Genomic DNA, 20,705 nt, shown 5'->3' with positions numbered 1-20,705 from the left:
ATTAACCCATGGCCTGTAGGTGCGGCGACGGGCCACGCGGTCCCAACGCCGCGCGTGCTCTCTGTGAGGAGAGACTACATGACTGAGACTACCCGTCCGGGCTCCAAGCCTGCGCGTCCTTTCTTTTCTTCCGGTCCCTGCGCGAAGCCGCCGGGCTGGGACGCTTCCAAACTCGCTACGCAATCGCTGGGCCGCTCGCATCGTGCGAAGATCGGCAAGACGCGCCTTGGCCTCGCCATCGACCTGATGCGCGAAGTGTTGCGTGTGCCCGATACGCACCGCATCGGCATCGTGCCCGGATCGGACACCGGCGCGTTCGAAATGGCGATGTGGACCATGCTGGGCGCCCGCCCGGTCACCACGCTGGCATGGGAAAGCTTCGGCGAGGGCTGGGTCACGGACGCCGCCAAGCAGCTGAAGCTCGACCCGACGATCATTCGCGCCGATTATGGCCAAGTGCCGGATCTGAACGCGGTCGACTGGTCGAACGATGTGCTCTTCACCTGGAACGGCACCACGTCGGGCGCACGGGTCCCCAATGGCGACTGGATCGCGGATGACCGCGAAGGCCTGTCCTTTGCGGACGCCACATCGGCCGTGTTCGCGTATGACATGCCTTGGGACAAGCTCGACGTCACAACATTCAGCTGGCAGAAGGTTCTGGGCGGCGAAGGTGGCCACGGCGTCATCATCCTCGGCCCGCGCGCGGTCGAACGGCTGGAAAGCTACACTCCCGCCTGGCCGCTGCCCAAGGTGTTCCGCCTTGTGTCCAAGGGCAAGCTAGCCGAGGGGGTTTTCAAGGGCGAGACGATCAACACGCCCTCCATGCTCGCGGTCGAAGATGTGATCTTCGCGCTCGAATGGGCGAAGTCGGTAGGCGGTCTGGAGGGACTGATGGCCCGATCCAATGCCAACGCCGCGGCTTTGGGCAAGATCGTCGATCAGCGCGACTGGCTCGGCCATCTCGCGCCTGATCTGACGACCCGCTCGACCACCAGCGTCTGTCTGACGGTCGAGGGTGCGGACGAAGCCTTCATCAAGAAGATGGCGTCCCTGCTCGAAGCCGAAGACGCGGCCTACGACGTCGCGGGATATCGCGACGCTCCGGCCGGTCTGCGGATCTGGTGCGGCGCGACCGTGGAAACCGCTGACGTCGAAGCGCTCGGTCCGTGGCTCGACTGGGCCTACGCCAGCGCGAAGGCTGCCTAATCTGTAACCGTTCGGGCTGAGCCTGTCGAAGCCCCGTTCTTCTGCTCAGGAAGTGCGGCCCTTCGACAAGCGCAGGGCGAACGGGTTTCTCCAAGATCAAAAGGAGCATTGTCATGCCCAAGGTACTTATTTCCGACAAGATGGACCCCCAGGCCGCGCAGATTTTTCGGGATCGCGGTGTGGAAGTGGACGAAATCACCGGCAAGACCCCGGACGAGTTGAAGGCGATGATTGGCGAGTATGATGGCCTCGCCATCCGCAGCTCGACCAAGGTGACGAAGGAAATCCTCGACGCGGCGACCAACCTCAAGGTCATCGGCCGTGCAGGGATCGGCGTCGATAACGTCGACATTCCCTATGCGTCGTCCAAGGGTGTGGTGGTGATGAACACCCCGTTCGGCAACTCGATCACGACCGCCGAACACGCCATCGCGCTGATGTTCGCGCTCGCGCGCCAGTTGCCCGAGGCCGATGCCTCGACGCAGGCGGGCAAGTGGGAAAAGAACCGCTTCATGGGCGTCGAAGTGACCGGCAAGACGCTGGGCTTGATCGGCGCGGGCAATATCGGCTCGATCGTCGCCAGCCGCGCGCTCGGCCTGAAAATGAAGGTCGTCGCCTTCGATCCGTTCCTGACCCCGGAACGTGCGGTGGAAATGGGCGTGGAGAAGGCGACGCTGGAGGAACTGCTGGCCAAGGCGGATTTCATCACGCTGCACACGCCGCTGACCGACCAGACCCGCAACATCTTGAGCCGCGAGAACATTGCCAAGTGCAAGAAGGGCGTGCGGATCATCAACTGCGCGCGCGGCGGCCTGATCGACGAGGCGGCATTGAAGGACGCGCTCGACAGCGGCCATGTCGCGGGTGCGGCGCTCGACGTGTTCGCCGAGGAGCCAGCCAAGGCCAGCCCGCTGTTCGGCACGCCGAACTTCATCTCGACCCCGCATCTGGGCGCATCGACCAACGAAGCGCAGGTCAACGTCGCGCTGCAGGTCGCCGAGCAACTGTCGGATTATCTGATGACCGGCGGCGTCACCAACGCGCTCAACATGCCCAGCCTGTCGGCGGAGGAAGCTCCGAAGCTCAAGCCCTATATGGCGCTTGCCGAAAAGCTCGGCAGCCTGATCGGTCAGCTGGAGGGCGAGGGCATTCAGGGCGTATCGATCGAAGTCGAGGGCCATGCCGCCGAACTCAACCAGAAGCCGATCACCGCTGCGGTGCTCGCCGGGCTGATGCGCGTCTACTCCGACACGGTCAACATGGTCAATGCGCCCTATCTCGCCAAGGAACGCGGCCTCGACGTGCGCGAAGTGCGTCACGATCGCGAGGGTGACTATCAGACGCTGGTGCGCGTCACAGTGAAGGGCAAGCAGGGCGAGCGTTCGGTGGCCGGATCGCTGTTCGGCCACGCCCAGCCGCGCCTGGTGGAGCTGTATGGCATCAAGGTCGAAGCCGATCTCGATGACACAATGCTCTACATCGTCAACCAGGACGCGCCCGGCTTCATCGGCCGCCTTGGCACCGCATTGGGAGCGGCCGACGTCAATATCGGCACCTTCCATCTGGGGCGCCGCGATCAGGGCGGCGAAGCCGTGCTGTTGCTGTCGGTGGACGGAACGGTCGACAAAGCCGTCGTCGACGATATCTGCAAGCTGAGCGGCGTGAAGGACGTGAAGCTGCTCCGCTTCGCCTGATCCTTCCATCAGAATAGCCGGAAAGATGCCCTGTCCTCCACCACCAGAGGGCGGGGCTTTTTCTGGCCAGATGGTTATGTTGCGGTGCAAAATTTTAACTATACTTGATCCAGGATTGCTGTACCCTAGCTTGTTGAAAGACTCGTCACGTTGCGAAAACCGTTCCGCCCCGTAACACGGCCAGACGACCGCAAGGCAAGGCAACTTTTTGCACGGGATGGCGTTAGACTAAGCAATTCCGTTTTTTCGGGAGTTTTTCCGGAAACGGGCCATCTGAACAGAGAGAGCCCATGAACGACATGCGATTCACGCCCGATGCCATCAGCCGCAATTTGGGGCATATTGCCCTGATCGGCAACAGCGTACCGCGCCGCTGTGGCATCGCAACATTCACGACCCATTGCTACGACGCGATGCGTGGGCAGTTTCCCGAAATGCAGATCGATCTTTACGCGATGGACGATGAGGTGGAGGATCTGGAGTATCCGGCCGACGTCAGCCTCATTTCCCAGCATGATCGCACTTCCTATTCGCTGGCCGCCAAGGACATCGACGAGAGCGGCGCGCAGGCAATCTGGCTCCAGCACGAGTTCGGTATTTTCGGCGGGCCTGCCGGTGATTACATCCTGCACCTGCTGGCGCGTACAAGAACGCCGCTGATCACGACCCTGCACACTATTCTTGAACGCCCAAGCATCGACGAGCGGCGGGTCATGGATGCGCTGATCGCCCGTTCGAGCCAGCTTATCGTCATGGCGGAGCGGGGACGGGACATCCTGCGCATGGTCTATGGCGTGTCGGATGCCAGCATTCATGTGATTCCCCACGGCGTGCCAGACCGGGCCTATGTCGAGCCCGACAGCATGAAGGCGCCGTTTGGCTGGGAAGGACGCAAGGTTATACTGACCTTCGGCCTGCTGGCACCGGACAAGGGCATCGAAAACATGGTTCGGGCCATGCCGACCATCGTGCGGGATCATCCTGACGCGCTGTATGTCATTCTTGGCGCGACGCACCCGAACATCGTGCGCGAGCAGGGCGAGACGCTCCGTCACCGCCTCAAGGATATGGCGGTTGAGCTCGGCGTTGAGCATAATGTGGAATTCGTGAACCGCTATGTCGAACAGGAAGACCTGCTCGATTATCTTCAGGCGGCCGACATTTATGTGACGCCTTATGTCAATCCCGCGCAGATCACGTCGGGTACGCTCAGCTATGCCGTCGCCATGGGCAAACCGGTGGTGTCGACTCCCTACGTCCACGCGGCGGAGATCCTGGCCGACGAGCGCGGCAAGCTCGTACCCTTTGCCGACAGCGATGCGCTGGCTCGGGAAGTGAAAAGCCTGCTTGACGATGACGGGCTGCGGCAAGGTTATGCGGAGCGGGCCTATGCATGTGGTCGGCAGATGCTCTGGGTGGAACTGGCCCGCCGGGTCGGTCGCCTGCTGATCCGTGCGCGCGATGGCCAGCCCACCAAATTGCCCGCGCGCCGCAGCTATGGCGCTCTCGATCCCAACCTCTCTGCGGTCCTGCGGATGAGCGACAGCACGGGCATGCTCCAACACAGCATTCTGTCCGTGCCCGACCGGGATCATGGCTATTGCATCGATGATAATTGCCGTGCGCTGATGCTGATTAACCGGGTGGAAGATCTGGATGTTGAGCTGCGCGACAAGTGGACCACCATCTACGCCAGCTTCGTGCAGCATGCCTGGAACGGCGGGGCCGGGCGTTTCCGTAACTTCATGGCGTTCGACCGGAGTTGGTGCGAGGACGTGGGGTCTGAGGACAGCAATGGCCGTGCTCTCTGGTCGCTTGGCAGCACCGCACGGGATGCACCGCTCGCAAAGCACGCCGAATGGGCGCGCATGATGTTCGACCGGTGCCTTCCCGCCCTGAGCGGATTGCAGCCGCTGCGTGCGCGCGCCTTTGCGATGCTGGGTGCGTCCGCGATGCTCGAGGCGGTCCCGGAGCATGAACGCGCGCGGGCCTTGCTGCGCGAATTTGGTGAGCATCTGATCGCGCATTACCATGCCGAGCGCCGGACCGGATGGGAATGGTTCGAATCATCGCTGTCTTATGACAACGTGCGGCTGAGCGAGGCTCTGCTGCGCGCGGGCGTGCGTCTGGGGGACGAGCGGTTCATCGCCTGTGGCCTCACCACGCTGGAATGGATCACCGAGCTGCAGCAGGCCCCCGATGGCCATTTCCGCTCCGTGGGGACGGAAAGCTTCGGACGCACCTATGCTGATCCCCTGCCGTTCGACCAGCAGCCTCTGGAAGCGCAGGCGATGATCGAGGCCGCCGAAGCCGCGTTCGCGGTCGATCCGTCGGCACGCTGGGTGGAAGCGGGCGAGGCGGCGTATGGCTGGTTTCTGGGCCGCAACGACCTCGATCGTCCGCTGGCAACGCGTGAGGATGGCGGCTGTTTCGACGGTCTGAACCCGCAGGGTGTGAACCGCAACCAGGGCGCAGAGTCCATATTGGCGCTGCAATTTGCATCCTGCGCGATAAAGCGGCTTTCCACCGCAGCGCAAAGCGTGCCAAAGACTGTTGTGGCGGGCACGGAAAACCTGCCGGCTTGACACAATAATTTGCGGGGAACGCTTTGCTGGGAATAGATACGTTGCCGTTGAGGCTGTACGCCGATGCGCGCCGGGTCGTCGTGCGTCCATTCCATCTGGGCTGGCAAGCGAATGGAAATGCGCCGAGCCGCACGCATCGCATCGTCGACGCGGTCCTTGCGCTGGACGAGAAAGCGGTCGAGGATCAGCTTGCTCATGTGCTAACCGATTTCGAGGCGCGGCACTGGCAAACGCGCCGGGTGTTCATGACCCGCTACGAACAGATTGCGCGGCTCGTGCAACTGGACGGTCGGTCGATCAGCGATGCGCGCTGTCAGCTCATCGGAGCGTATTTCTGCCACGAATACAGCTATGCCGCCGCCGCGCTGATGAACCCCAGCGTCGTGCCCCATTTCGACCAGAGCGGCATGCCGAAAGGCTGCGCGCGGATCATTATCTCGCTGCGCGCGGTCGGCGAAGGGCATATCAGCTCTATTGCGTTTCGCGAGGGCATCATCACGAGCGATGGTGAATTGCAGCTTGCTTCCGAGCCGCCTTTCGCGACGGCCACGGACGCGCAGGACGGCGACGATGTGATCCAGTCCGGCACGGTAGAGATTTTCCGTCACAACGACAGCACCCTGTCCGGCACGGTGATCTTCCCGATCACCGCGGCGCAGGCCAACGGTCTGGAAGACCTGCGACTGGTCCATTTCGAGCATGACGATGGCAGCTACGAATGGATCGGCACCTACACCGCCTACAACGGCCACCAGATCCAGTCGGAAATGCTGCGAACCCGCGATTTCCGGCAGTTCGAGATGGTACCGATGACGGGAAGCGCTGCGCGTAACAAGGGCATGGCGCTGTTTCCGCGCAAGGTGAACGACCAGTATATGATGATTGGTCGGCAGGATGGCGAGAATCTCTATCTCATCACATCGGACACGCTCACGGATTGGGGCGAGGGCCAACGCATTCTTACCCCGCTGTTCGACTGGGAACTGGTGCAGATCGGGAATTGCGGTGCGCCCATTGAACTGGACGAAGGCTGGCTGCTGCTGACTCACGGCGTGGGTGCGATGCGGGAATATTCGATCGGTGCGGCCTTGCTCGACAAGAACGATCCTTCGAAGGTCATCGGCCGGACGCGCGAGCCGATCCTGGCGGCTTCGGATGACGAGCGCGAGGGCTATGTGCCTAACGTCGTCTATACCTGTGGCGCGATGAAGCATGGTGATCAGCTGTTCATGCCCTATGGCGTGGCGGACAGTTCCGTGGCGTTCTCTTTCGTCCCGATCAAGGAACTGCTTGCGTTGATGGATTGATTAGAACGGTTTCCGAGCTGATGGGGTTAGATTGGCCGCTCTTATTCCTTGTTTTACCGCGATTTCTGAATCGTCAGATTACGGCATCTGACTGGAAATCGCTCTAACGCATTTCCACGATGCCCTCTCGGGCGTATAGCGAGATCATGACCCTCACCCATGTCCTTATCTTCCTTGCCACTGTCGCGGCGATGGAGGGCTTCGCCTATGTCATGCACCGCTGGGTGATGCACGGGCCGGGCTGGTTTCTGCACGCAAGCCATCATCGCCCGCGCACGGGCAACTGGGAAGCGAACGACTGGTATTTCGTTATCTTCGCGCTGCCGTCGATCCTGCTGCTGCTGGGCGGCGTGCAATGGGGCTGGGGCGGCTGGGCCACGGCGATGGGCGCGGGGATCGCGGGTTATGGCGCGATCTATCTCGGCTTTCACGACATCATCGTGCATCAGCGTGTTTCTCACCGTTATGTCGCGCGCAGCCGTTACATGAAGCGGATCGTGCAGGCCCACCGGCTGCATCATGTCGTCGAAACGCGGGAGGGCAATGTCAGCTTCGGCTTTCTGGTTGCGCCTGCGCCCGATGTGCTGAAGGCCCAGCTCGCCGCGCGACAGGGGCAGGGCATGCGCGCGCCGCGCGGAATATAACGGTCTCTTCCGCGCCGCAGCATCGGCTCTTGGCCCGGTCGCGCTTTTGGTCTATGGCCGCCGCCTGTCCTGCCCAGTCGAGCCGTAACGCTAAGCGACGCCGCCGGGTAGGTTGTTGCGTGCAGCGCTTTCGCCGCGCGCCGATCATCTGAATGGAACTGTTTTGTCGGACGAAATCATGACCGAGGCGCCGCTCGAAGCCGCCTCTGATACCCTGCCCGCGACGCTCGTGCCGGTGCTGGCCAAGGCGCTGCGTGACCGGGGCTATACTGCGCTCACGCCCGTGCAGGCTGCGGTGCTGGAGGAAGAAGCCTTCGGGCGCGACCTAGTGGTGTCGGCGCAAACCGGATCAGGGAAAACGGTTGCGTTCGGCCTCGCCATGGGTTCGGAACTGCTGGATGCGGAGGGCCGCACGGGTCCGGCGGCATTGCCCCAGGCGCTCATCATCGCACCCACGCGCGAACTGGCGTTGCAGGTGAGCCGCGAACTGATCTGGCTGTACGGCCCGGCTGGCGCGCGCATCGCCACTTGCGTCGGCGGGATGGATGCCTCGAAGGAGCGGCGCTCGCTTTCGCATGGCGCGCAGATTGTCGTCGGCACGCCGGGGCGCTTGCGCGACCATCTCGAACGCGGCGCCCTCAATCTGTCCGATCTGAAGGCGGCGGTGCTGGATGAAGCGGACGAGATGCTCGACATGGGGTTCCGCGACGATCTGGAGGCAATTCTCGACGCCACGCCCGATGGCCGCCGGACCCTGCTCTTCTCCGCGACCATGCCCAAGCCGATCGTCGCGCTCGCCCGGCGTTACCAGAAGGATGCGCTGCGCATTTCGACCGTGGGCGAGGATCGCGGCCATGGCGACATCGTCTATCAGGCGGTGACCGTCGCCCCTTCGGACATCGAGCATGCGGTGGTGAATCTCCTGCGCCTCCACGAAGCGCCCACGGCGATGCTGTTCTGCGCGACACGCGACAATGTGCGGCATCTCCACGCCAGCCTGACCGAGCGGGGTTTTGCCGCCGTGGCGCTTTCGGGCGAGCACAGCCAGAACGAGCGCAATCAGGCGTTGCAGGCGCTGCGCGACCGCCGTGCGCGAGTTTGCGTTGCCACCGATGTCGCCGCGCGCGGTATCGACCTGCCCAGCCTGTCGCTTGTCGTGCATGTGGAACTGCCGCGTGATGCCGAAACGCTCCAGCACCGTTCGGGCCGCACCGGGCGCGCGGGCAAGAAGGGTGTTGCCGTCCTGCTCGTGCCTTACCCCCGTCGCAAGCGTGTCGAATCGATGCTGCGCGGCGCGAAGATCAACGCCGAATGGATGACCGCGCCGACACCGGACGACATCCGCCGTGCCGATCACGAACGGCTGCTCGAAACGCTTCTCGCGCCGGTCGAAGTCGACGACGAGGACCGTGCGCTGGCTGAGCGCCTTCTTGCCGAACGGTCGCCGGACGAGATTGCGGCGATGCTGGTGCAGGCGCACCGTGCGAAGATGCCCACGCCCGAGGATCTGGTCGATGCCAGTTCCGGGCCGGTCCGTCCCGAGGGCCCGCGCCCCGGCTTCGAGGGCAGCGTGTGGTTCCGTATCGATATCGGCCGGACGCATAATGCCGACCCGCGCTGGCTGCTTCCGCTGCTATGCCGCCGGGGGCATATTACCCGCACGGAAATCGGCGCGATCCGCATCACCGCGGCGGAGAGCATGTTCGAAGTCGCAGGACCTGCAGCGGCGCGTTTCGCCGCCGCCGTCAAGCGCACCGCCAGCCCCGACACGGACGAGGGCAGCGTTGCCATCGTCCAGGTCGACGGTAAACCGCGCGAGGCGGCGCGCGAGAACCGCCGCGAAGGACGTGGAAACAACGATCGCGGCAATGAAGGCCGTGCTGCCCCGCGCCACACTGCCAAGCCGTTTCAGGCGGCTGCCGATCGGGCAACGCTCAAGCCGCGCACCGGCGGTCGCCCAGGCGGCGGCGCGGGTGGACCCCGGCCGGGCGGTAGCAATGCGGGTGCCCCGCGCCCCGGTGGCGGGGGACGTCCCGCCGGTCCACGCGGTGCCGGCGGTGGTGGCCGTCCCGGTGGAAAAGGGCCGCGTCGGGGCTGATCCACGGATAAGCCGTTGCGCCGCCTGCCGAACCGATTACAGCCGCGATCATGACTCGCGATCCCGCCACGCTGCTGCACGAAGTCTTCGGCTTTCCGGCGTTTCGCGGGGTTCAGAAGCAGGTCATCGACCGGGTGCTGGACGGAAAGAACACGCTGGCGATCATGCCGACGGGTGCGGGGAAATCGCTGTGCTACCAGCTCCCCGCTCTCGCCCGCGACGGGTGCTGCGTCGTCATATCTCCGCTCATCGCGCTGATGCATGATCAGCTGCGTGCCGCCCACGCGGTCGGCATTCGCGCGGCGAGCCTGACGTCGGTGGACAGCGACTGGCGCGAGACGCAGGATCGGCTGCGGCGGGGCGATCTTGACCTGCTCTATGTCGCACCCGAGCGAGCGAGCGGCGAAGGCTTCCGCGCGCTGCTGCGGGAGGCGGATCTGGCGTTGTTTGCCATAGACGAGGCGCATTGCGTGTCCGAATGGGGGCATGATTTTCGCCCCGATTATCGTCTGCTGCGCCCCTTGCTGGACGAGTTCGGGTGGGTACCCCGCCTTGCCCTGACGGCGACGGCGGACGCGCATACGCGGGAGGACATCCTCGTCCAGCTCGGCATTCCGCATGACGGGATGATCATTTCGGGGTTCGACCGCCCCAACATCCGCTACGCGGTGCATCCGCGCGATGGGCTGTCGCGGCAGATCGGCGATCTGGTGGCGAGCCAGCCGGGCCCCGGCATCATCTATGCGCAGACCCGCGCCGCGACCGAGAAGATGGCGGAAATGCTCGGCAAGGACGGACGGCGGGAAGTACGCGCCTATCATGCCGGAATGCCGCCCGAGATGCGCAGCGCCAACCAGTCGGCCTTCATCGCCAGCGAGGATATGGTCATGGTCGCCACGGTGGCGTTCGGCATGGGTATCGACAAGCCGGACGTGCGGTTCGTCGCACATGCCGGGCTGCCCAAATCGATCGAAAGCTATTATCAGGAAAGCGGCCGCGCGGGCCGCGATGGCGAACCGGCCGAGGCGCATCTGTTCTGGGGCGCGGAAGATTTCGCACGCGCCCGCATGCGCATTACCGAGCTCGAGGACGCGCGGCAGGCAGGGGAACGCGCGCGGATCGCGGCGCTCGGCGCACTGGTCGAGACCGGCGGGTGTCGCAGGGCGATCCTGCTGCGGCATTTCGGGGAAAGCCCGCCCGCGACGTGCGGCAACTGCGATAACTGCCTCAACCCGCCGCCGCGCATCGACGTCACGCAGGTCGCGCGGAAGTTTCTGTCAGCGGTGTATCGCACGGGGCAAAGCTTCGGGCTGGGACATCTCGAAGCGGTGTTGACCGGCACTCGCAACGACAAGGTAGCACAGCGCGGGCATGACCGGCTGTCGGTGTTCGGCATTGTCGAGGGCGAGGAAGCGGCGCTACTGCGTCCCGTGTCGCGCGCGCTGCTGTTGCGCGATGCGCTGACGACCAACGAGCATGGCGGACTGGTGCTCGGGCCGGGCGCGCGCTCGATCCTGCGAGGCGAGGATGAGGTCGCGCTGGTCCTGCCCCCCAAGCGCAAGCCGCGCGCGAAAAAGGGACAGGAAGCCAACCCGGTCGACGATCCGCTGTTCGATGCGCTGCGTACCTGCCGCCGCGATCTGGCGCGCGAGGCGGGCGTGCCGCCCTATGTCATCTTCCACGACAGCACGTTGCGCGAAATGGCGCAGGTTCGTCCGATCAATCTGGCGGCGCTCGGGCGGATTACGGGGGTCGGCGCGCGTAAGCTCGAAACTTATGGGCAGGCGTTTCTGGACACGATCCTGCGTTTCGACCGCTGACGGCTGGCGATTAGGTAAGCCCTCCTGAAACCCATGCAAATGCCGGGCAATGCCTCCCTGTAACGTGGGTTGAACATGTTCCGTTACCGTCAATTACGGTTCTTAACTGGCGCACGATACCGGGGCCGGGCCATGCTTCTCCCTCAACACATAAGGGGAGACATATGAGGCTTTTGAAACCCGCTTTCTGGCGCACAGGCGCGAGCCTTGGCATCATGCTGGCTACGGCCGGGACGGCGTGCGCGGCACCGTCTGACGCGGCACCGGACGCGTCCGGATCCGAAGATATTTTGGTAATCGGCGAACATGTCTCGCTCACGACCCCGGTCAGCACGGGCAGCCGCCTCGGCCTGTCGTCGCTGCAAACCCCGGCGAGCATTGCGGTCGTGAATGGCGACGACATTCGCCTGCGTGGTGACATGAGCGTCGTGGAAGCTGTGACACGCGCGCCCGGCATCACCACCGGTGCCAACCCCGGCAACGGCGGGACGGCTCTCTCGGCGCGCGGCTTCTCGGGCCAGGGCTCGGTCCTCCAGCTGGTCGATGGCGTCCGGCTCTTTCCCGTGGCGAGCACGATCACCTTTCCGGCCGACCCTTGGAATATCGACCGGATCGAGGTTCTGAGCGGTCCGGCTTCCGTGCTGTACGGCCAGGGTGCGCTGGGCGGCGCGGTCAACGTCGTCACCAAGGCGCCCAATGCGGATCATACCGTGGTCGAGGGGGAAGCGGGCTATGGTTCGCAGAATACCGCGCATGTCGCCGCTGGCGTGGGTGGACCGATCAACCCGATGCTCTCCTATCGGGCTGACGCCAGCTACCGCCGCTCGGACGGCTATGTCGATCGCGGCGACTCCCACAGCCTCGCCCTGTCGGGCGCATTGCGGTTCGCGCCGAGCGAGACGCTGAAAATCACGCTGCGCGACGATTATGGCGATATCCATCCCAGCAAATATTTTGGTACGCCGCTAATCGCCGGACGGCTGGACACGCGGATCCGTGAGCGCAATTACAATGTAAGTGACGCGCAGATGTGGTCGAAGGACAACCGCCTCACGCTCACGGTCGACTGGGCGGTGAGCGATGCCATAACGCTGAGCAATGTCGGCTATTATCTGACGAGCGAGCGGCGCTGGCGTAATCTGGAGACCTATCGCTGGGTTCCGGACGGCACCATCTTCCGCACCGACAATTTCGGTATCGTCCACGACCAGAAGCAATGGGGCGATCAGAGTTCGGTGCGGCTGAGCACACCGTTGGGCGGCGGAATATCGAACGATCTCGTCGTCGGGTTCGACGTCAACCTGATCCGGCTGGTCTATTCCCATGATTTCGATACGGACACGCAGGAGGACGTGGTCGATCCGTTCACCTTTGGCCCGGGGTTGTTCCTGGACACGCAGGGGATTGCGCCGCGTTATCGGTCGCGCACGCTGGAGTGGAGCCTGTTCGCGGAAGACCGCCTGAAGATCAGCGATGCGCTGTCGATCGTGGGTGGCGTGCGGTGGGAGCGCGACCGCGTGTCCCGCTACAATTTCGTGTACACCGGCAATCAGATCACGGGCGAGACGCCCGCGCTCAATGGCGGCACTTCGCCCACCAAGCGGCTGCGCAACACGACATGGCGCGTCGGCGCGGTGTATCAGCCCAACCCCAATGTGTCGCTCTATGCCCAATATGCGACGGGCGTCGATCCGCTAGGGACTCTCACAAACTATTCGACCTCGGCGAGCCAGTATCTTTTCACCAATGCGACCGGTGACCAGTTCGAGGGCGGAGTGAAAGCGAGCTTCCTGGGTGGGAAGGGATCGGCCACTCTGTCGGCATATAAGATCGTGAAGCATAATCTGGTGACGCAGCGCACGGTCACCAGTCCACTGCAACAGATTGGTCAACGGTCATCCAAGGGGATCGAGGCGTCGCTGCGGCTGCAATTGCCCGAAGGCTTTGCGGTCGACGCCAACGGCACCGTCCTCAAGGCCCGGTATGATGACTTCCCCAATGGCGGGACCAGCTATACCGGCAACGTTCCGGCTGGTGTTCCGCAGGAAAGCGCGAATCTCTGGCTGAGCTGGACCGGCGGAAAGATGGGCGCGCGGGCGGGCATCCGCTATGTCGGGCACAGTTTCTCCGACGACGCGAACCAGTACCGCGTCCCCGGTTATACGGTGGTGGATGCGGGGCTGAGCTATGCGCTAACGCCCAACGTTGCGCTTGACGTTCGCCTCTACAATCTGTTCGACAAGGATTATGCGCTGAACGCCTATGGCGATGAACAATGGATCCTCGGTCGACCGCGTTCGGTGGATGTCTCTGTCCGCGCCCGTTTCTGACGCCCGCGCGGTTCCGGTGGGTCATCGCCTGAAGCGCTGGCTCTATATCGGTCATCGCTGGCTCGGCATAGGAAGCTGCATCCTCTTCGCGATGTGGTTCCTGTCCGGGCTGGTGATGATCTACATGCCCTTTCCGGCCCTCACCCAGAGCGAACGGCTGGCCGATCTTCCCGCCATCGACTGGCGGCTGGTCCGGCGTTTTCCGGCCACGGATCTGCAAGCGGCGGGTGTCGAAAGCCTGCCGCGCCGCGCCGTACTGGAGATGCGTGGCGCGCTCCCCGTATGGCGGGTGCGGGCCGACAGGGGGGATGAACGCACCATTTCGGCTCTGGACGGCACGATGCAGCTCCCGCCGACGGAGGGGCAGGCACGCGACATCGCGGAACGCTTCGGTCATGCTCCGGCACTGGGTGTTACCCGGGTGGAGCGCGATCAGTGGACGGTGGCGGGCAGTTTCGACGGTCATCGTCCGCTGTGGAAAGTGGCGCTGGCGGGGCCGGGCCAGCGCATTCTCTATGTGTCCGGAGAGACCGGCGCGGTGATGCTCGATACCAACCGGACCGAACGGTTCTGGAACTGGCTCGGCTCGGTACCGCACTGGCTCTATTTCACGGTGGTCAGACAGGACAATGCGCTCTGGCGACAGGTGGTGATGTGGGTCGCCGCGCCGTGCATCGTCGTCGGGGTGACCGGTTTCTGGATCGGCATTCTGCGCGCGCGGCTGGGCCGCCGCCGGTACCGGGACGGGCGGATGTCGCCTTATCGAGGCTGGATGCTGTGGCATCACTGGGCGGGGTTCCTGGGGGGCCTGTTCCTGATAACGTGGATTTTCAGCGGCTGGCTGTCGGTTGACCCCTTCCGCCTGTTTTTCGGCAAGGGCGGTATCGCGTCGGAAGCGGTAGAGCGGTACGAGGCGGCTGGGTGGAGTTCGCCGCCGCCGCTGCGGGTTCTTGCCCGACAAGGTGGTAGCGCCAAGCAGGTGGAACTGGGGTGGGTCCACGGGCGGCCCTTCCTGGAACTGCGCTGGCCGGGGCGAACGCGGGTGCTCGACGCCCGCACGCTCCAGCCGTTTCGTCCCGTGATCGCGCCCGCGGCATTGATGCCAAACGCGCACGTGGTGGCGGTCAACCGGCTGACCGAACCCGACGCCTACTGGTATCAGGCCGGCGGACTGCCGAAATTGCCGGTGCTGCGCGTCCGCTATGACGACGATGCCCGAACCTGGGTCCATCTCGACCCTGCCACTGGGAGGATGCTGGGCGATCTCGACGCGCGCGGGCGCACCTATCGCTGGCTCTTTGACCTGCTCCACAAATGGGATCTCAACGTGTTGACCCAAAGCCGACCGAGCTGGGACGTGCTGCTCTGGCTGCTGTCGGGTCTGGGACTGGTCACGTCGGTCAGCGGGATCTGGCTGGGGTGGAAGCGGTTGCGACGGCCGCATCAGCGGCCGTCGTTGGTCAATCCTCGCCGAGGAACGCGATCAGCGCACGATTGACCTCATCGGGTTGCTCGAGTTGGGAGCAGTGTCCGGCTTCGGCCACCAGCAGGACGCGCGCCTTGGCCATCTGGCTCGTCAGCTCTTCCCACCACCCATAGGGTTTGATCTTGTCCTGTTCACCGGCGATGATCAGCGTATCGGTGGCAATCCGGCTATAGTCGATGGCCGAGGGTGCTCGCGCCTGCTGCAATTCCACCGGTCGGCGGAACCGCGCAGCCGAAACGGCTTCCCATGCGCCCGGCAAGAGGCTGGAGGCTCGCCTCCTTTCCAGATAAGCGTCATCATCATACCATTTCTTGTCATGAAACAGCGCGGTGACGATTTTGCGCATACCCTCGACGCTGCCATCATAATCGAACAGGGCAATGGTATGGGGCGACTCCATTTCCAGCGCGCCCCCGCCCGAAATCGTGACGATTTTTTGGGGATGGAGCAGCGGATGTTCCGAAGCGGCGTCGAAAAGTAGGAGCATGCCCCCCATGGAATTGCCCACGCAGGGCGCCCCGGAAATCCGCATGATCTCCAGGAAACGGGCCAGGTGACGAACCCGGCGCAGGCGTCCGTCGACAAAGTCGATGACCTTCGCCGTATGCCCAAAACCCAGAAGATCCGGAGCAATAACCCGGAAATGTTCGGCCAGGGCGGGTATGGTCGCTTCCCAGCAGGCCTCGGCTTCGCCGCCGAATTCGCCGCCGTGGAGCAGGACGACGGGTTTGCCGGACCCGGCTTCCAGATAGCTTGTCTCTATGCCGTCAACGAGTATCTCTTTGCGTTGATACGGCTTCGGGCCTGGGTCGCCTGTCATAATCGTTCAGTTCTCCTGTGCTCGTGAGGCATGCTGCACGGCGAGATACGCAAAGACGAGCGCCGGGCCGATCGTGATGCCACCACTGGGATAGGAGCCCGCCATGATGGAGTTGCGATCATTGCCGCATGCGTAAAGACCGGGGATGGCGACGCCATTTTCGTCCAGCACGCGCGAGTGTTCGTCCGCCGCCAGGCCCATTGCCGTCCCGATATCGCCGGCGTAAACCCGGATAGCGTAGAAGGGCGCCTTTTCGATCGGCCCCAGGCATGGGTTGGGCCCATGCGTCGCGTCGCCCAGATATCTGTTGTACGCGCTCGATCCTTTGCCGAATTCCGCATCGACGCCCTTGCGCGCGTCCTGATTGAACGCAGTGATCGTCTGCTTCAGCCGAGACGGGTCGACGCCGATTTTGTGTGCCAGTTCCTCAACCGTCCGCCCTTCGATGAGATACCCCGAGCGGAGCGCCCGCCGCCGCTCTGACGCAAGCGGGGGAATGGCCCCGAACGCGTATTTTTTCAGATAGGGTGCGTCGCAGAGCAGATGGACCGGCTGTTGATCACCGTTCCCCAATTCCCTGTGCATGGCGCGGACGAAATCATGATAGTTTTCGGCTTCATTGAAGAACCGCTGGCCCAGCCTGTTGACGGCGATCAAGCGCGGTTTGGCACGGTCGGCCATCAAATGGGGGAAGCGCGCCGTCGATCCATCGGCTCGCGTGCCAACCGAAACCGGCGTCCAGAACGCCCCTTCGCTGTTTTTCCGGTCGAACTGACCGCCATTTTGCATGGCGATGGCGATGCCGTCCCCCGTGCTGTCCGGACTGGTCGCAGAATAGCCGAACTCCGTGTCCCCCATGAACTGCTCGCGCAGATCTTTCGACCAAGGGAAGCCGCCTGTCGCCAGGACGACGCCGCGTTTGGCGAGGATCTCGCGCTTCACGCCGTTTTGGGTGACCTCAACCCCGCAGACGACACCGTCTTTCTTGATCAGGCCAACCAAGGCCGTGTTGCGCACAACAGGGATGTCACGATCCAGCGCCGCCTTGTACAGTCTGGCGACAAGCGCGTTGCCCCCCGTCAGGCGCGTGCCGCGACCATATTGACGGTAGAACAAGCGATCCTTGACGTCTCGCAACAGCAGCTTGCCGGTATGCCATGCCGACCGTAGCGAACGGCGGGCGTTGAGCAGATGATAGACATCCATCAGCTCCAGCATTTGCCGACCAAACAGGCACAGCTCCGGCAGGGGACTGCGGAGGTCGCGAAACCTCTCTTTCAAATTACGGCCATCATATGTGATGGGCGTCATCGCGCGACCCTGGATCTCCGCGCCATCGGCTTCCGGGTAATAATCGGGGGAGTTTATCGCGCGGACATAGAAGAGCGGGCCGGTCTTTTCTTCCAGATAGGCAACCGCTTCGCCGCCCCGTTCGAGATAGACCCTTCGCGCTTCGCGCTCATGCGAATTGCTGATCGTGCTGTCGAGATACCGCTCTGCCCGATCAACGCTGTCCTGTACCCCACTCGCGACATTCTGGCGGCTGTTTGGAACCCAGATGACTCCCCCGGAATAGCAGCTCGTGCCGCCGACCAGGTCCGTTTTCTCCACAACGATCGCCCGCATCCCCAGCGAGTGGGCGATGATCGCTGCGGCCAACCCCGCCGAGCCGGAGCCCGCTATTACGAGATCATAACTCTCATCCGACACTGTGTTCACCCGAAGCTAAGAGGAAATGCGCAGGATACCCTGCTGCAGGCGCCGGTCGTCGTCGCCATCACTTGATCGCCAGCACGTTGACCGGAGCTCCGGTCGCCTCATGCACCTTGAGCGGCGCAGCGGTGTACAGGAAATCCCACTGCCCATCTTCATGGCAGTCTTTGGCCAGTTCCTCGAAATTGCACACTTCGTTGAAGGTGACGCCCAGATTGCGCATCAGGGCACAATGCAGTGGAATTTGCACGCCGATATCCGGATCAAGCTCGGTCTCGTTGGAAATCGTGTCCGTTGACAGGCACGGAATTTCCATCCGGTAGAACCAGTCCACCAGTTCAGGGGAGTAGGTCAGACCGGGTTCGACAAAATCCTTGTAGAACACATCCGGCCCCTGAACGTGGAGCAGCTGCAGAAAGCCAAGCCGAAGACACAATATGTCGTGTTTTTCGATCGTGACACCCTGGCTCTTCGCGCAACCGAGCAGGTCATCAAGATTAAGCAGATCGCCCTTGTCGAGGTAGGGTTTGCCCTTGTACGCCGCCATATCGAGCAGCACGCCCCGTCCCACCACGCCGCGTTGTGCGATGGGCAGGATCGACGCCTTCTTCATGCCGCCGTTGGAGGAGGCGGCCGGATAGCCGTTCCACATCTTGTCGTCGTACCAGACATGCCCAAGGGCATCGAACTGCGTCGATCCCTGCAGGTACATCTCGATCTTGTCGTCGGCAAACTCCGCGCCGCCCGGAAGGCTCTGCATATCGCCGCGCACGTAGGTATCCTTGTCAACCGCCATTTCGCGCTGGACGGGAACCCGTCCAGGCCACAGCGGATCGCCCTTGGGATGACCGATCACTTCGCCACAGGTGAAAACCTTGCCCTTCCGAATGGTGCGAACGCCGCGCAGAACTTCGGAACTGGTCAGGAAATTGAGCGCGCCGACTTCATCCTGTTCACCCCACCGGCCCCAATTGCTGGGCGCATTGCGCAGCAGTTGGCTGACATTGGCGTCGGAGCCTGCTTCACCATCGTGATTGTCACACATTTTTTCAGGCTCCCGTTTGTGAAGTTCGGTCTGAGCGAAGAGCATGTCCTCACGCTGCCAACAGGGTTGGCGACCTTGCCCATGAAAGGATGATCGATCACGGAAAGTTTGTTTCCCATAATCACTAAGGGGTGCAATGGCGTCCAACAACAGCAAAGGGAATGGCGTTCGCCCAGCGAACGGCCCCGTCGAGCTACGGCGGGTATGACGTAAGACTGCCCCTCGCCCTGCAACACCGGCTCGGCACGCAGATGCCCGAAGACCGGATGACCCGTCGGTGTGCCGTATTCAGGGACAGTGTTGGGACCCCCATCCTGATTTCCCGGTCCTGCTTTTTCGATCCGAGCAAATGCAAGCAATTCTGTGCACGCACCTTCTCATCCGGCTGTAGCGCGCCGATATCAGCATCGAAGCGATATTAGCGCATGCGCGAAGAGGAGATGATTTTGGAACATCAGCCGATCAAGATGCCGGCCTTTCTGAACGGCCAGGCAAAGAAGCTGCTCATTGACGGCAAATGGGTGGACGCCAAATCGGGCCGGACATTTGAGAGCATCAATCCTTCCACCGGCAAGCAACTGGATTCGCTGGCTTGGGGCGGACCGGAGGATATCGATCTTGCGGTGGCCGCTGCACGTCGGGCGTTCGAAGGGCCGTGGTCCAAATTCACGCCCAATGAGCGCCACAAGGTTTTGCTCAGGCTTGCTGAGCTCGTCGAGCAACGGTCGGCAGAACTTGCGCTGCTCGATACCGTCGACATGGGCGGACCGCTGGCCATCACCAACTGGGTGATGGGCATGACCGTCGACACATTCCGCTACAACGCCTCGCGTGCGCTCAACATTCATGGTGAGACACTGTCGAACTCCTTGCCGATTTCGGCGCTTTCCTACACTCTTCGGGAGCCGGTTGGCGTGGTCGGCGGGATCATTCCGTGGAACGGGCCGGTGTTCAACGCCTGCTGGAAGATCGCACCGGTGCTCGCCAGCGGATGTACGCTGGTGCTTAAATGCGCGGAGCAGGCGGCTCTTTCGCCGTTGCTGCTGGGTGAACTCTGTCTGGAAGCGGGCGTCCCGCCCGGCGTGATTAATGTCGTGACCGGCTTTGGAGATGCGGGTGCCGCGCTCGCCGAGCATATGGACGTCGACAAGGTTGCGTTCACCGGTTCCACCGAAACGGGCCAAAAGATTGTCCGCGCTTCTGCGGGCAACCTCAAGCGCCTGACGATGGAACTGGGTGGCAAGTCTCCAGACATCGTCTTTGCCGACGCTAACCTCGACGCCGCTGTCCCCGGCGCCGCCATGGGTATCTTTGGAAATTCCGGACAGGCCTGTCTGGCGGGTTCGCGTCTGTTCGTGGAGAGGCCGGTGTATGAGGAATTCACCGAGAAGGTCGCAGCCTTCGCCAACTCGCTCAAGATTGGCGACCCGACCAAGCTGGACACGATGATCGGCCCGGTGGTTTCCAAGGAGCAGATGGAGCGGATCAGCGGCTATCTGCAGGCTGGTGTGGCAGAGGGCGCGAAAGCGATATCGGGCGGTGAACGGGTCACGGAAGGCGAACTTGCCGACGGCTATTTCATTCCGCCCACGACCTTTGTCGGTGTCGAAGATTCGATGAGCATCGCAAAAGAAGAAATCTTCGGGCCCGTCGTATCGGCAATCCCCTTCGACGATGTCGACGAAGTGATTACGCGCGCCAATGCCACACCTTATGGTCTGGCCAGCGGCGTGTGGACCAGCAATGTCGACAAGGCGATGAAGGTGTCCCGCTCGCTGCGTGCGGGCACCGTGTGGGTCAACAGCTATTCCCTGATGGATCCTGGCGTTCCCTTCGGCGGCTACAAAATGTCGGGATATGGAATGGAATCTGGCCCGCATCACGTCGAGGAGTATCTGCACACGAAGGCGGTGTGGATCGCGCATTCCTAATGGGGTCTGCCAAGGGCTGAAGG

The 20,705-nt window shown here is 63.0% G+C and carries 13 protein-coding genes; 10 read left to right on the top strand and 3 right to left on the bottom strand.

Annotated features, from left to right (window positions below; genetic code table 11):
- The first annotated feature begins 78 nt into the window (after positions 1–78).
- The 9 genes from FHS92_RS15550 to FHS92_RS15510 all read left to right on the top strand — a co-directional run bounded on the left by FHS92_RS15550 (position 79) and on the right by FHS92_RS15510 (position 15,185).
- Complete coding sequence (locus FHS92_RS15550) at positions 79–1,209, top strand: phosphoserine transaminase (RefSeq protein ID WP_184081659.1); 1,131 nt, start codon at positions 79–81, stop codon at positions 1,207–1,209.
- Between the two features lie 113 nt (positions 1,210–1,322).
- Entirely contained in the window at positions 1,323–2,903 is a 1,581-nt protein-coding gene (gene serA, locus FHS92_RS15545) for a phosphoglycerate dehydrogenase (RefSeq protein ID WP_184081658.1), read from the top strand.
- Positions 2,904–3,193: 290 nt separating this feature from the next.
- Entirely contained in the window at positions 3,194–5,488 is a 2,295-nt protein-coding gene (locus FHS92_RS15540; RefSeq protein ID WP_246352041.1) for a glycosyltransferase family 4 protein, read from the top strand.
- A 23-nt stretch (positions 5,489–5,511) separates the two neighbouring features.
- On the top strand, positions 5,512–6,795 hold the full coding sequence (locus FHS92_RS15535; protein WP_246352040.1) for a glycoside hydrolase family 130 protein: 1,284 nt from the start codon (positions 5,512–5,514) through the stop codon (positions 6,793–6,795).
- 146 nt (positions 6,796–6,941) lie between these two features.
- Positions 6,942–7,439 carry a sterol desaturase family protein gene (locus FHS92_RS15530; protein WP_184081705.1) on the top strand — a complete coding sequence of 166 codons (498 nt, stop codon included), beginning with the start codon at positions 6,942–6,944 and terminating at the stop codon, positions 7,437–7,439.
- 178 nt (positions 7,440–7,617) lie between these two features.
- Complete coding sequence (locus FHS92_RS15525; protein ID WP_184081657.1) at positions 7,618–9,537, top strand: DEAD/DEAH box helicase; 1,920 nt, start codon at positions 7,618–7,620, stop codon at positions 9,535–9,537.
- 50 nt (positions 9,538–9,587) lie between these two features.
- Positions 9,588–11,357 (top strand): DNA helicase RecQ, encoded by a 1,770-nt coding sequence (recQ, locus tag FHS92_RS15520; protein WP_184081656.1) that lies wholly within the window; start codon positions 9,588–9,590, stop codon positions 11,355–11,357.
- A 164-nt stretch (positions 11,358–11,521) separates the two neighbouring features.
- Complete coding sequence (locus FHS92_RS15515) at positions 11,522–13,687, top strand: TonB-dependent receptor (protein ID WP_246352039.1); 2,166 nt, start codon at positions 11,522–11,524, stop codon at positions 13,685–13,687.
- Positions 13,626–15,185 carry a PepSY domain-containing protein gene (locus tag FHS92_RS15510; protein ID WP_246352038.1) on the top strand — a complete coding sequence of 520 codons (1,560 nt, stop codon included), beginning with the start codon at positions 13,626–13,628 and terminating at the stop codon, positions 15,183–15,185. The genes FHS92_RS15515 and FHS92_RS15510 overlap by 62 nt, the downstream gene beginning before the upstream one ends.
- Here the strand turns inward: FHS92_RS15510 and FHS92_RS15505 are convergent.
- The 3 genes from FHS92_RS15505 to FHS92_RS15495 form a co-directional block, all read right to left on the bottom strand.
- The gene (locus tag FHS92_RS15505) at positions 15,148–15,993 is read right to left on the bottom strand and encodes an alpha/beta fold hydrolase (protein ID WP_184081654.1); all 846 of its coding nucleotides are present in this window, start codon (positions 15,991–15,993) and stop codon (positions 15,148–15,150) included. The two genes, FHS92_RS15510 and FHS92_RS15505, sit on opposite strands and share 38 nt — an antisense overlap.
- Positions 15,994–15,999: 6 nt before the next feature.
- Positions 16,000–17,703: an FAD-dependent oxidoreductase gene (locus FHS92_RS15500; protein WP_184081653.1), complete on the bottom strand. Its 1,704-nt coding sequence runs from the start codon at positions 17,701–17,703 to the stop codon at positions 16,000–16,002.
- Positions 17,704–17,770: 67 nt separating this feature from the next.
- Entirely contained in the window at positions 17,771–18,751 is a 981-nt protein-coding gene (locus FHS92_RS15495; RefSeq protein WP_184081652.1) for a cyclase family protein, read from the bottom strand.
- 440 nt (positions 18,752–19,191) lie between these two features.
- On the opposite strand from FHS92_RS15495, the gene FHS92_RS15490 reads away from it, so the two are divergent.
- On the top strand, positions 19,192–20,682 hold the full coding sequence (locus FHS92_RS15490) for an aldehyde dehydrogenase family protein (RefSeq protein ID WP_184081651.1): 1,491 nt from the start codon (positions 19,192–19,194) through the stop codon (positions 20,680–20,682).
- The last annotated feature ends 23 nt before the right edge of the window (positions 20,683–20,705 follow it).

This window comes from Sphingobium subterraneum, from assembly GCF_014199435.1.
GTDB classification, from domain to species: Bacteria; Pseudomonadota; Alphaproteobacteria; order Sphingomonadales; family Sphingomonadaceae; genus Sphingobium; species Sphingobium subterraneum.
This window is presented reverse-complemented; position numbering and strand designations above follow the sequence as displayed.

Excerpts from the sequence above, each read along its gene's own strand:
- FHS92_RS15550 (WP_184081659.1), top strand. The coding sequence starts at position 79 with ATGACTGAGACTACCCGTCCGGGCTCCAAGCCTGCGCGTCCTTTCTTT.
- recQ (WP_184081656.1), top strand. The coding sequence starts at position 9,588 with ATGACTCGCGATCCCGCCACGCTGCTGCACGAAGTCTTCGGCTTTCCG.
- FHS92_RS15490 (WP_184081651.1), top strand. The coding sequence starts at position 19,192 with ATGATTTTGGAACATCAGCCGATCAAGATGCCGGCCTTTCTGAACGGC.
- FHS92_RS15495 (WP_184081652.1), bottom strand. The coding sequence starts at position 18,751 with ATGTGTGACAATCACGATGGTGAAGCAGGCTCCGACGCCAATGTCAGC.
- FHS92_RS15510 (WP_246352038.1), top strand. The coding sequence starts at position 13,626 with ATGAACAATGGATCCTCGGTCGACCGCGTTCGGTGGATGTCTCTGTCC.
- FHS92_RS15525 (WP_184081657.1), top strand. The coding sequence starts at position 7,618 with ATGACCGAGGCGCCGCTCGAAGCCGCCTCTGATACCCTGCCCGCGACG.
- FHS92_RS15540 (WP_246352041.1), top strand. The coding sequence starts at position 3,194 with ATGAACGACATGCGATTCACGCCCGATGCCATCAGCCGCAATTTGGGG.
- FHS92_RS15505 (WP_184081654.1), bottom strand. The coding sequence starts at position 15,993 with ATGACAGGCGACCCAGGCCCGAAGCCGTATCAACGCAAAGAGATACTC.
- FHS92_RS15530 (WP_184081705.1), top strand. The coding sequence starts at position 6,942 with ATGACCCTCACCCATGTCCTTATCTTCCTTGCCACTGTCGCGGCGATG.
- serA (WP_184081658.1), top strand. The coding sequence starts at position 1,323 with ATGCCCAAGGTACTTATTTCCGACAAGATGGACCCCCAGGCCGCGCAG.
- FHS92_RS15515 (WP_246352039.1), top strand. The coding sequence starts at position 11,522 with ATGAGGCTTTTGAAACCCGCTTTCTGGCGCACAGGCGCGAGCCTTGGC.